This is a genomic window from Borreliella bissettiae DN127, assembly GCF_000222305.1.
Lineage (GTDB): Bacteria > Spirochaetota > Spirochaetia > Borreliales > Borreliaceae > Borreliella > Borreliella carolinensis.
Genome location: NC_015915.1, coordinates 14,994 through 27,137 on the forward strand (window position 1 = coordinate 14,994; position 12,144 = coordinate 27,137).

Genomic DNA, 12,144 nt, shown 5'->3' on the forward strand with positions numbered 1-12,144 from the left:
TTTATACAAATTTCAAAGTGCATCTATAGGAGAAATCGTGTATACTGACCCAAGGTCAATTATTAATACTTACTTTGTAAAAAACAAAAAAATCTTCATTATCAACCCAATAGCTTTGAAATTTGAACTTAATTTTGAAAAAATTATTCAAATAAACTCAAAAGAGAACATCTCGCTTAAAAAATTTAAAGGCGGAATTATTAGTTTAAAATTAAGGTCAAATGAATTTTCTAAATTACCAAAAGACATCCTAAAAGGTAAACTTGAATTTTATATTAACTATGTAAGTGAAGAAAAACTCAAAATAGTTTACGATATGATGGTAGTCAAGGTTTACGCAATTGATTTAAAAGCTAACAATAAGGATGAAATTTGCCTAATCGAACTTAAAATACTTGGCTCTATTTATAGAAAAGAAAATATAGAGAATGGATTTATTCCTATTATAAAAAATAATAATACTTACCTTTTTGAAAACAAAGCAAACAACCAAAAAGTTAATTTACTACTAAAAGGCATAGACAAGACCATTGAACTTCCCTTTTTAACAAAAATCAGCTATTCAAATATCAAAACTATTAATAATGCAGATATAAAAACCAATGAAAATTTAAATGCAAACATTAAAACAACAAATAGAATGTTATTAAATTTGAGCACAAAAATCTACGAAGAACTAATCTTAACAAAATCAAATCAAATAAAAACTATCAACAACAAACAAAAAATTCTAAAAACATTAAGATCTTTTATTGAAAATGAGAATGGATTGGGAGGCAAAATAAGGTTAATTTCCTTAGAAAAAACAAATTTTTTGACTAAAAATTTATACTTAAATAGCTTAGACTTTATATTAAATGACATCAATATTATACAAGAAAATAGCTATATCAGAATTGACATAACCTTATTAGAGGATAAAATTGAAAAAAAATATTTTAACCAAGCCTCAAATGTAAACCCATTTCTTAAAAATATCACATTATTGTAAACTCCCGAGTAAGACAAATTGCTATAATCTATCCAAACTACATAATCTAACAACTATTAAAAAACTCTCTAACAAAAGTATTCAACATATAACCCAATATCCTTGAAACTAACATACAATATATAATAAAATGAAATTATGAGGTATTTATGTTAAGTATTAACGGTGTAAGACTTTATTCTTTAAAAGAATTCCAAAATATATTAGAAGATTCTTATAATCTTTCAATTAGCAAAAATACTATATCTAAAAAATCAAAAATTTTAAAATGCGCAATCCATGTAGACAACCGTCCCTACCTTTTAGAAGATTTTTGCACATATTTTCTAATGGACTTTAGAAGACCTAAGCCTATAACAAATAGCATAAAAGAAACAATTCAATTAAGAATTGAGCAAGCAAAAAAAATAATGAGCCGAAAATCTACAAAACATGAAATACAAATTACTTCAAAAAAAATGGGTCATACTTTATAATCTATCATATTGACATTTTAAAACCATTGCTATAAAATATAGTAAAAAGCTAATTATTTCGTTTGTAATACAGTAAAAGCTTAGCATACAAACCAAATAATTGAAAAAGCTTCTGAAACCACAACAAATTTAACTTCAGAAGCCAGGATAATATAATGATAATAAAAATAAAAAATAATGTCAATACAAATTTTAATAATCTTATAACATTAGAAGAAATTATAAAATACAATCAAAAAAACACAAGCTCTAATTTAATAGAATTAAAACACTCAAGACTAAAATCATATTTAACCAAAAAAAAGGCCATATACCAAAGGATACTCAAGGTATGCTGGGCAATTGAACTTAAAAACAAAGAATACTATAAATCCAACAAAATTAAAACATATTCCACAATAGAAATATTCAATATAGTTAATAAATGTCTTGCAAAAGATAAAAAAAAAATATCAATCAGGACCTTGGAATATGATATATCATTTTTAAATCAAATACTCTTAATAACAACTAAACTAAAACATTTAGGCAAAGATAATGGAAGCTTTGCATTTTATATACAAAACAAAAATCTTTGGAAACACCGTTTTACAATTATTCAGGATGCAATTAATGAAGAAATAAAAGAATATTTAAAAGACAAAAAAATAGTATCTGATTTTTCTAAAGAGATTAACCATACTACCAAAAAAAATAATATAAAAAATATTAAATCTAAACACTCAATTGCAGATGAATCAATTGCAGATGTTATACCTAAAGGTATAAAAGATATAAATAAGATAAAGAATTCTATAGAAAAAAATGACAAAAAAATAAATAAAATTTCTTACAAAGAATTTATTGTAAACGGGTTAATAAAAATTCATAAAATAGAAAAACTACAAATAACAAAAATACTCAAAATAAGCAACAATGAAAAAACATACGTAAATGCACTGAGAAACCTAAAATCTGCAATAGAGAAATATAAAGAAGAATACAAAATTGAAGACATCTCAAATCATTTTATAAAAGAATTTAAAAGTAGATATAGTAAAAAAATATGGATGATGAACGGGAAAACAGAAAAAACAAATGACTTCAATGAAATTTGGGAAAATAGATTTAAAAAAAAATTTTTAAGTAAAACTTTAAAAGAAAAATATCAAAGTAACTGTGAAAAAGAAAATAAGATAATTGTTAATAACAAAAAAAGAGTAAACATTCTTTTTTCTAACAACAACGGATTTAAAAGAATCATCAAAATCAATAAAAATTAATTATTATTTCAAAATAATAAAAAGCCTTGTTATACATAGGATTTATTTCTAAAACTTTTTATTTCTAGACAAGTTAATATATTTATTTACAATTAATTTTCTATTTATCACACAAATTAGAAGCTTTTAAGGTTTGATTGTAAACAAAGCATCCTTTTATTTTTCAAATAAAATAAATCATTTTCTTTTACAAGATGTATTAGTTTTATCATAGTAATTTGAAACATTAGATATTCTAGAAGAATAAAAACGTTTTTCATTAATATTTCCACTTAACTTGATTTGAGAATTTCTAACTGCAGACTCTTTCTGACTTAAACATTGATAGTCCAAATTATTCATATATTTCTTTTCAAAATTAGAAATCGTATCTATTTTGCTTTCATCAGTATTCACTGATAAGGCACATCCCAATACCAATAAGAAATTTAATATTATAAACAATAATGAAATTGCAAATTTTTTACTCATAAACCTCTTCTCCCCAATTCTAATAATCAAAATTTACCTTATAAAACTAAAAAACACAAGTAAGCATATTTTAAAATTTAAAGCCAAGTATTATTACAACATATGTAGTCAATCTATTTTTTAATATAATACAATTAGTCAAAATTTATATCTATTTTAAAAATAAGAATTATATTCTAAATTATCTATTTTTTAAAGTAAAACTTAAACAAAAATTATATTTTCTTATAAAAGAAATATAAACCAATAAGAAGTGAAAAAATATTATTTCACAAACCCAAAATAATGCATTAAATTATTTTAGTTCTTTTAAATAAAAATTAGGAATTAATTCTTAATATTCTAAATCAAAAATAAATTTTCAAAAGTATTTGGATGTGTAATATTTTATATAACAAAATGTTAAGCAATAAGAAAGATCATTATGAAAAAAATAAGCAAAAACTTATTAATTATTCAAATAAATATGAATAAGAGTGTTTATTCCTAAAAGAATTTGATAGCTTAAACTTAGCCCTTTATAGCACTATAAATTGGCTTATTTGTGTTGTACTCATACAAGAGCATTAAAAGCAATAAAATTAACAAAAATGCAGTGAAGGTTGTTCTTTAAAAGAATTTGAGAAGCTAGTATGAAATAAATTCTTGATTTATTTCCATAATCTTTGACTCAGAAATATCATTTTGCGTCTGAATAGTATTATTAAAATTTTATACTTTACATTCACAATGCAAATTTTTAGTTAATTTGTGATTTTCAGATTTTCATTTTTTTTATTTGCTATAAACTTATTGGTTTAGGCTTTGAATGTTTTAGTTCTTTAAAAAAGAAGTCCCTACCCCTAATCTTATTTGGAGAGGATTAATAGGGGTGCTTGGGACTGTTGGCAGATTGTTTTCTACCTTACATATATAATATTTTATTTTTTTAATTTTGTAAATATTATTTAATAATAATAAATAAAATTAAAAGTTTTCAAGCAAAATATTAAATTTTGGCTTTTCCTCCCAGATTTCTTTTTAATTTTTTAGTTTTTCTGTTTGGTTTAACATTCTGTTGTTGTGATTGACTTTCAATTTTATTGATGGCTTTTAGAAGCCGTATTTGACCCTTATTAGGGGGGGTTTTTCCATGTTTGAGCTTTAAAGAGTTTGATTTTTGATTTATTGCTTGAATTTCTTTGATTTCTTCCGAAGTTGGTTCATAGTTTATCCATTTTTTATCTACCCAACCTTTTTCCCATTCATAATAGCTTTCATTAAAGTTGGTTCTGCTTTGTTCGTCAAAGTGTCTTGCTAGTGCGGCAATTATTTTTGTTCCATATTTAAGCATTTTTTCTGTTTCTGTTTTTGTAATAAATGTGTCGTAATCATAATTTTCTCCGGTTTGCATATTAACAATGTCAACTATAAGTTTAAAAGTATTTATGCAATTCATTGCAATATTTGTGGATGAAAAATTAGGATCACTAAGGGCTTTAATATTGAGTTCATATTTTTTCTTTAAACTTATTGGAATTTTAAAAAAATCAATTATAAAACCATTTATTTTTGCTCGATAATTAGCTTCATATTGGGAATTCCCGAAGAAAGTTCCTTTTATGCCCCCAATTGTATATTCGTTATAGTTTATTGTTAGTTCTTTTTGCATTTTTGTCCTTTAAAAATCAATTATTATAATTGATGTATTATAATATAGTAATATATATCAATTGATATCAATTATCAATTGATATATATTATAAATAAAAAAATATTTTTAATTTTGTTTTTTGTCTGATTTGTTGTAAATTTTAATTTATCTTTAACCTTTAACCATTTATAAAAAGCCCTTAAGAGAGAAATTTCTTAGGGCTTTTCATAAATTAAATAAAAAATAATAAAGAATTATTAGCCTATAATTTCTTTGAAATTTTGGTGGAGAGATGGGCTTGTAAAATAGGTGTTTTATTTGAATATGCTTTTTTGATATCGGTAGAAAGGCTTTATCTTATAAATAAGACAATAGCTTTTAGACTAGAAATAAGGCTTTCAGCAGTATTTCTAAAGAAGTAGAATATTTTTTTCTTATAAGTTCTTAAGATCCCGTTTTAGATTATTGATTAATTTAGAAGGTTAAATGTCATAAGTAAATTCTAGCAATAAAAAGCAAACTTTTAAGACTAATAATAAAAAATCACGAAAATAACTTTAAGGAATGCTAAAGGAAATTGTCAAAAACCCAAAAAGAGACTTTTTATATAAATTATTTCTTTACTTTATAGTTTAGAATTTTGTAAGTTTATAAGAAAATTATAATATAAATCAGAATGGTATGAAGTCCAATTTATATAAATCAGGTATATATTTCTGTCAAGCAAGCTGTTTGGTAATTGGGGGAGGTATTAAAATGCAACCCTAAAATTAAGTGCTACTAGGTTCATTTGCAGTGTTTTGTATGGTAGAGATATAAATGTAATTCTAAATCTTAAGCTTTTAAATATAAATAAATAAAAACCAAGGCATAGCCGAAGTAATCTTATTGATCGTGCTATTGGTATGGATAGCCGGTCTTATAAAAAATCTAAAAAGCTATCATAGTATGAAGCAAAAATCTGTTTTTATAATCTTTGATTAGAAATAGTAGTTTGTTAGTTTTGAATCTGTATCAGATCTAATTCATTTTCAAAATTTTGTAAAAAGAGCTTCATAGGCAGATATTAAAATAATTAATATATGATATAAAATAATTAATATATGATATAAAATAATTAATATATGATATAAAATAATTAATATATGATATAAAATAATTAATATATGATATAAAATAATTAATATATGATATAAAATAATTAATATATGATATAAAATAATTAATATATGATATAAAATAATTAATATATGATATAAAATAATTAATATATGATATAAAATAATTAATATATGATATAAAATAATTAATATATGATATAAAATAATTAATATATGATATAAAATAATTAATATATGATATAAAATAATTAATATATGATATAAAATAATTAAAAGGAAATTTGTATGAAAAAAATAGCATTTCATATTCAAAAAGGCGGCGTTGGTAAAACTACCTTAAGCGGAAATATTGCAAGTTATTTATCTAAAACAAAAAAAGTTATATTAGTTGATTGTGATATACAGCAGGGAAGTTCTTCTACATGGTTTCTTAATCATGAAATTCTTAAGTTGGATATTAAGGATTCTCTTTTGAAGAAGGTAGATATAGATCAAGTATTAAGACAAATACAAAAAAATTTTTATATTTTTCCATGTGTTCCGAGTGGAACTTTTAGAAGAGATGTGCAACATGAATTGCAAGATTCTCCATATTTGATAGATGATTTTTGCTTAGAATTAGAGAAATTGGGATTTGAATTTGCAATTTTTGATCTATCTCCTAGTTTTGAGCTTTGGGAGCGAAGAATTATTCTTGCAATGTGTGAAGTTGTTACCCCACTGACTCCAGAATTTTTAAGTCTTGAAGGAATTAATATTTTTAAAGAAGAGTTTGATTCTTTGTTAAAATCTTATAGAAAAAAGGTTAAACACGAGAAAATTATTTGTAATATGCTTAATAAAAGCTTTAAAAGACATAATTTACACTTAAAGCAATTTAAAACTTTTGGATATGATCTTTATGAGGTTGGGCAAGATGCTAAAATAGCAGAATCTCAGCTGTATAAGAAGTCAATTTTTGATTATTGTTCTGAGAGCAGGTCTATCTTAGAGCTTTCAAGATTGGGGGATGCTTTATGCCTATAAGCAAAGAGGTTGATTTAGAAGAAATTATTAAGCAAAATGTTAGCAAATCTAAATTTGCTTTTCGTGACGACGATGTTATTAGTAATAACATTTCAAATGTTAAGCCTGGAAGGTCAAAGATGATGACCAAGCAAGTAAGTGTAGGACTAAAGCATGAATATTGGATTGAATTTTATTCTATTTTAGACAAAAAGGGATTAACAGCTTCTGGTTTTATAAGAGCTTTAATTATGGAATATATAGAAGCTTCTAGGAAATGATAATTTTGTTATTTAAATTTTTAACAAAAAAATAATAAAGAATTATCCGGCTATAATTTCTGTGAAATTTAGATGGATATGAACTTGTTAGTAAATAGAATTGAACTTTGATATATTCTTTGATGTTATAAATAGAGGGGCCTCCTCAGTAGAGATAAGTCAATAATTTTCAGACCAAAAATAAGGGCTTTCAGGATTGCCTATATAAATAAATAAAATTTTTTTTCTTATCAATCTTTAAGATTACTTTCTTTGGATTGTTGATGAATTTAGAAGATTAAATATTGACAATGCTAATTCTTATTATAATTGAATTCATTATTGATTATTCTCTATAAGGAACATAAAATAGGTATTCTTTTATGAAGACAGAGGACAGAAGTATATCATTTATGTCTATATTTATTAACTAGTGCTCAGGGGGGGGTGATTAATAAAATATATGCAGTGATTTATAAAAACAAAATATATTCTAACACTAATTAAAAGAAATTTTTCATAAGAATCCTTTTGGAAAAACAAGAAAAGTTTTGATATTAATTTAGGTAAATATAAAAAAGACTTTCACTTTTAAAGAATGTTAATATTTTAACTCTTTTTGGCACATGGAGTAGTTTAGTTTGGTGTATTAATAATTTAATAAATTGAAAAAGAAAGCAACCCTTAAGGATTCCCTAAATATAAAATAAAGGCCCTAATAAGAATATAAATGCATATAAAGCTTGTCTAAAATAGGATTTGTAAAGTTATGCCTACATAGAGGCATTATAATAGCAATAACCTTATTAAAAATTTAGTAATAGAAAAAAATACCGATAATAAATATTATATTTCAGTAGCAGTTGAGAGTTTAGATATTAAAAATAAAAATAATAATAATAAAAAAAGGAGTGGTGAGGATGAAAAAACGAAGCAAAATTAATATTTATAAAAAATTAAAATAGGCTTAAAAAATACTAAAGAAAACTATCAAAAAAACAAAAGGGCGCTTTAATAAGGTTAAATTTAGATCAAGGCTTGCTAAGCTGTATAAGAAAATTTCAAATTTTATTTAAAAAAAGACTTTTAAATAAATGGTCTTATTATTTTTTAGCTAATTATAAAAACCCAACAATAGGGGGCTTAATAATTGATTTTACGCAAAAAAGAATGTTTGGGGGGGGTATTGATTGTACTTTTTGTAGATTGTCGTTCTTAAAATAAAAAATAATTTAAAAAGTTTTGTCATATGAGATGCAATTAATTAGCTTAATTACAATTAATACAATAATTTAAATTATTGTATTAATTGTAATTAAAGTTATTGATAATACAATAAATATATAAAATTTATTGTTAATAATTAATAGATAAAAAATTAATTTTAACATTTCTATTAATAACAAAAAAATATCAAAACATTGTTTGCAAAATATGATTAATTTTGTAAACAATGTTTTGAGTTGCATGTGAAAATATATTAAACACATGGTCAAGCATGAATACACGATTATTGCTGTCATAAAAATTTTAATTCTCCCTCAATTTCAGTCTATCTCAATTTTTTAAAAATTCCATTTTTGTTTATTGATAGTTCTGCAGTATTTATTAAATGTATGTTATAATCTTAATATTTTAGACTGTTTTAAAATGCCGGTTTTAGATATGTTCTTTTTTGAAAAATTTCCATACCAAAAAAAAATATCCCCCTTTTTTTTTACTCATCTTGTTGCATTTAATATGCATTCTTTTTTTTCTAGGGCTCGATTAAAGATAATATATTTATAATCTTTATTCAATGTTTTAAATAAACTATATTGTACTTAGGGAAATATTTGTTGAGATTATTGTTTTTTAAAAAGTTTGGTGTTTTAAAATTTCTTCTTTGGTATATAAACTAATACTTTTCTCCCATATTTTTAGCTTTTATATTTTCTGATGGTTTTTATAGGGGATAATTTCCCCTTGGTTTTTAATCTAAGTAGTTGATATAAATGGTATTTTTTGTACTATTATTTTGTATAGTTTGTATTTCTTTTAAAGTAAAATATTCTTTATTTTTATCGTCAACAAGCATTATTAAATCCCCCTTTTTATTATTATACTAATAATATATTAAGTAGTATGTCTTTATTTGAGAAGGGACAAAATTTGGCATATTTACAGAAGTACAGAAGTACAGAAGTACAGAAGTACAGAAGTACAGAAGTACAGAAGTACAGAAGTACAGAAGTACAGAAGTACAGAAGTACAGAAGTACAGAAGTACAAAATAAAGCTAAGGATAAAAGCATTACCAATTTTCCTAAGTTAAAACCGGAAGATTTGGACTATGAGTATGTTTACAAGTTCTTGGATGAGTGGATTCAGAAGAAATACAACGCCAAACTGGGATTTACTATTGAGAAGGTAGATGGTCTTGAATATATTTGTAAGGCAAAAAGGTATTCTAGTTTAAAGAAAATTTTGGCCAGAATTGTTAAAGACTACAAAGAGATATTTCTTGGTAGATTGCAGAAGGATGGTTCTGGTGTTGCGGCAGTTCCCGGATCGGGAGGTAAGAGGCAAGGTGGAAGTTAGAAAGGAGTGATGTATTAATTTTAGGATAAAAAGGGTAGTAAAAAGCCCAGTAAAAACACCAACTAAAAAAAAGGTTGTTGTAACTACTAAAAATCAAATACCTTTTCATAATCATACTTTTTTCAAAAAAGAGATTTTGGGAGGTAAGGTTATGTATCATACAAGATTGATGAATGTTTTGTGGGCTTGGAGAGTCAGCAAAAAAATGTTTGCAATTTTCTTTGCCAATACGTTGAACAAAGAGAAAAAGGCGGTTTACTTGTACCCGTTGAAAGAGGGTGATGTGTTTTACGGAATTTTTTACGGATACAAAAGAATCAAGGGAAATAGGTTTTTCAACGATTATGCTTCTGTTTGTAGATTTTCTAAAAAAAATTTCAAAACCTTCAATAAGGCTTATTACCTTGAATTTAGGTTCAAAACGGGAAGTGTGTTTATGTATGTTCATACTATATCTTATTTCGTTGACGGTCGGAATATTCGCTCTATTAGAAAATTGTATAAGAAAATTTTGAAGTTAGAACAAGAAGTGTTCAAGTTTTACTCCAAAGATTTACAGCCCGAAGGAATTATTACTAAGTGGGTTTCAAAAATTAAGCAAAAAAGGGAAGAAAGACTTGATCAAATTGGTAATCTGATCAATCCCCCACCCCATCTGCGTGTACGCAGTCGATTTCGTAAGTTTTGAAAATGAGCTGTTATTTGTCTGATATTTGTGATACAATATGCTTAGTAAATGCTTTTTTGCAAGCAGGAAGAAAAAAATATGGAATCGGTGTTAGCAACAAATATTACTGAAGAGCAAATATATAAAGAGTTTCTTCGATTAGGCATGGAACAACTAATAGCTCAAGATTTATCAAAAAGATATTATCACAATGAGCTAACATATAGAGATTTAGAAAATTTAGAAAAACAATTTGGAATAAAGTTTGATAATCTTGAGTTCAAGATTGATACCGTAGAAAAGAATTTACAAAAAGATATATCCAATTTAGACATTAAGATTGATACCGTAGAAAAGAATTTACAAAAAGATATATCCAATTTAGACATTAAGATTGATACCGTAGAAAAGAATCTAAATGCCAAAATAGATGGTGTAGAAAAGAATTTACAAAAAGACATATCTAATTTAGACATTAAGATTGATAACGTAGAAAAGAATTTAAATGCCAAAATAGATGGTGTAGAAAAGAATTTACAAAAAGATATGTTTAATTTGGAACAAAGGCTAGAAGCAAAGCTGGAAGCCAATAACAAAGTTCTTTTGGAAAAGCTGGAAGCCAATAACAAAGTTCTTTTGGAAAAGCTGGAAGCCAATAACAAAGTTCTTTTGGAAAAGCTTAGCGTGAAAAACAGAGTGTCAGTTGTTATTGCATCAGTAGTTTCGCCCATTGTTTTATCTATTTTAGCGTCCTTAATTATGCTATTAATTGGGAACTATTTCAAATAGAAATTACAAAGAAATTTTTACCTTAATCAAGAAAAAAATTTTTAGATATAATGTGCTTTTGCAATTTGTTAGTATTTTTATAGATTCCCAGTTTTTTTAGGTTTGCATTAATGTACAATTTTAGATTATGCAAATTTTTGCAAGGTTCCTTTTCAGTGAAAAAATTCGAAATCAGATTAATAATTGTAAGTTTGGTTCCAGTAGAACTGTTTAAATAATGATTTAGATTGCTTTGATTGAGCTTTAGAGGTGCAAATGATTTAATGTAATTAAGTTTTTGTGATAGATTTAATATGCAAGGTGTTTTAACTAAAAAGAAGTTTTGTGAGTTAGAGTTATATGTAATTTCGTTTAGAGTTTCTTTTGACTTTGCAATCAAAGAGTAAATAATTTTCAGTTGTTTAGCAGTAATCCTAAAACCAAATATATTGTTTGCCACATAATTAATTCTACGTGCATCAATAGATAGTAATCTATTTTTGTCTAAATTTTCAATACATCTGGAAATTTCATTAGAGCAAATTAGAGAATATGTTTCAATTTGTAAACCGTTATCCAATGCATAAGAAAGTATATCGGATTTGAAATTGTAAGGAGTTTTGATATTTTGATTTTTTAGATGAGCTAATGAAATTCCAGAAGCCATAATAATTCCAAGTAATTGGTGAGTAGTGCTAGTAGAATTGATAAGATGTTTGCTAATTAGAATAAATTCATCCGGATTTATTTTGTAAAAATTTTTCTGTTTAGCAGATTTTTTTTAAAAAAGAACTTGAATAAAAACATTATACACTTTTATGTAAAAATTGCAAAAATTAAAGTTTTATTTTTTATAGTTAAAGTTTTGCTGCTTGATAGGTATAGTTTTATCTATTTGGGTTAATCTTTAG

11 protein-coding genes and 1 pseudogene are annotated in these 12,144 nt (G+C 24.7%); 9 read left to right on the plus strand and 3 right to left on the minus strand.

Annotated features, from left to right (window positions below; translation table 11 throughout):
* Window positions 1-37 precede the first annotated feature (37 nt).
* The 3 genes from BBIDN127_RS06190 (at window position 38) to BBIDN127_RS06200 (ending at window position 2,729) form a co-directional block, all read left to right on the plus strand.
* Window positions 38-991, plus strand: coding sequence for a hypothetical protein (locus BBIDN127_RS06190; protein WP_014023082.1), 954 nt, complete (start codon window positions 38-40; stop codon window positions 989-991).
* A 149-nt stretch (window positions 992-1,140) separates the two neighbouring features.
* Entirely contained in the window at window positions 1,141-1,467 is a 327-nt protein-coding gene (locus BBIDN127_RS06195) for a hypothetical protein (protein ID WP_014023083.1), read from the plus strand.
* A 155-nt stretch (window positions 1,468-1,622) separates the two neighbouring features.
* On the plus strand, window positions 1,623-2,729 hold the full coding sequence (locus BBIDN127_RS06200; protein WP_014023084.1) for a plasmid maintenance protein: 1,107 nt from the start codon (window positions 1,623-1,625) through the stop codon (window positions 2,727-2,729).
* A gap of 177 nt (window positions 2,730-2,906) precedes the next feature.
* On the opposite strand, the gene BBIDN127_RS06205 is transcribed toward BBIDN127_RS06200, so the two are convergent.
* Window positions 2,907-3,125 (minus strand): DUF5425 family lipoprotein, encoded by a 219-nt coding sequence (locus tag BBIDN127_RS06205; RefSeq protein WP_233421656.1) that lies wholly within the window; start codon window positions 3,123-3,125, stop codon window positions 2,907-2,909.
* A gap of 421 nt (window positions 3,126-3,546) precedes the next feature.
* Between BBIDN127_RS06205 and BBIDN127_RS07840 the strand changes: the two are divergent.
* A pseudogene (locus BBIDN127_RS07840) lies at window positions 3,547-3,671 on the plus strand (helix-turn-helix domain-containing protein); the annotation flags it as partial.
* Between the two features lie 517 nt (window positions 3,672-4,188).
* Here the strand turns inward: BBIDN127_RS07840 and BBIDN127_RS06210 are convergent.
* A complete protein-coding gene (locus BBIDN127_RS06210; RefSeq protein WP_014023086.1) occupies window positions 4,189-4,851 on the minus strand; it encodes a hypothetical protein in 663 nt (220 codons plus the stop codon).
* A 1,388-nt stretch (window positions 4,852-6,239) separates the two neighbouring features.
* Between BBIDN127_RS06210 and BBIDN127_RS06215 the strand changes: the two genes are divergently transcribed.
* The 5 genes from BBIDN127_RS06215 to bdr all read left to right on the plus strand — a co-directional run bounded on the left by BBIDN127_RS06215 (window position 6,240) and on the right by bdr (window position 11,254).
* Window positions 6,240-6,980, plus strand: coding sequence for a ParA family protein (locus BBIDN127_RS06215; RefSeq protein WP_014023089.1), 741 nt, complete (start codon window positions 6,240-6,242; stop codon window positions 6,978-6,980).
* Entirely contained in the window at window positions 6,971-7,240 is a 270-nt protein-coding gene (locus BBIDN127_RS06220) for a hypothetical protein (RefSeq protein ID WP_014023090.1), read from the plus strand. The genes BBIDN127_RS06215 and BBIDN127_RS06220 overlap by 10 nt, the downstream gene beginning before the upstream one ends.
* Before the next feature lie 2,303 nt (window positions 7,241-9,543).
* Entirely contained in the window at window positions 9,544-9,798 is a 255-nt protein-coding gene (locus BBIDN127_RS06230; protein ID WP_014023093.1) for a hypothetical protein, read from the plus strand.
* Between the two features lie 151 nt (window positions 9,799-9,949).
* Window positions 9,950-10,486, plus strand: coding sequence for a DUF226 domain-containing protein (locus BBIDN127_RS06235; protein ID WP_014023094.1), 537 nt, complete (start codon window positions 9,950-9,952; stop codon window positions 10,484-10,486).
* A gap of 78 nt (window positions 10,487-10,564) precedes the next feature.
* On the plus strand, window positions 10,565-11,254 hold the full coding sequence (gene bdr / locus BBIDN127_RS06240) for a Bdr family repetitive protein (RefSeq protein ID WP_044055019.1): 690 nt from the start codon (window positions 10,565-10,567) through the stop codon (window positions 11,252-11,254).
* Between the two features lie 22 nt (window positions 11,255-11,276).
* On the opposite strand, the gene BBIDN127_RS07745 is transcribed toward bdr, so the two are convergent.
* Window positions 11,277-11,900, minus strand: coding sequence for a hypothetical protein (locus tag BBIDN127_RS07745; RefSeq protein WP_014023097.1), 624 nt, complete (start codon window positions 11,898-11,900; stop codon window positions 11,277-11,279).
* Window positions 11,901-12,144: the final 244 nt, after the last annotated feature.

Excerpts from the sequence above, each read along its gene's own strand:
- BBIDN127_RS06195 (WP_014023083.1), top strand. The coding sequence starts at position 1,141 with ATGTTAAGTATTAACGGTGTAAGACTTTATTCTTTAAAAGAATTCCAA.
- BBIDN127_RS06200 (WP_014023084.1), top strand. The coding sequence starts at position 1,623 with ATGATAATAAAAATAAAAAATAATGTCAATACAAATTTTAATAATCTT.
- BBIDN127_RS06210 (WP_014023086.1), bottom strand. The coding sequence starts at position 4,851 with ATGCAAAAAGAACTAACAATAAACTATAACGAATATACAATTGGGGGC.
- BBIDN127_RS06215 (WP_014023089.1), top strand. The coding sequence starts at position 6,240 with ATGAAAAAAATAGCATTTCATATTCAAAAAGGCGGCGTTGGTAAAACT.
- BBIDN127_RS06220 (WP_014023090.1), top strand. The coding sequence starts at position 6,971 with ATGCCTATAAGCAAAGAGGTTGATTTAGAAGAAATTATTAAGCAAAAT.
- BBIDN127_RS06235 (WP_014023094.1), top strand. The coding sequence starts at position 9,950 with ATGTATCATACAAGATTGATGAATGTTTTGTGGGCTTGGAGAGTCAGC.
- bdr (WP_044055019.1), top strand. The coding sequence starts at position 10,565 with ATGGAATCGGTGTTAGCAACAAATATTACTGAAGAGCAAATATATAAA.
- BBIDN127_RS07745 (WP_014023097.1), bottom strand. The coding sequence starts at position 11,900 with ATGGCTTCTGGAATTTCATTAGCTCATCTAAAAAATCAAAATATCAAA.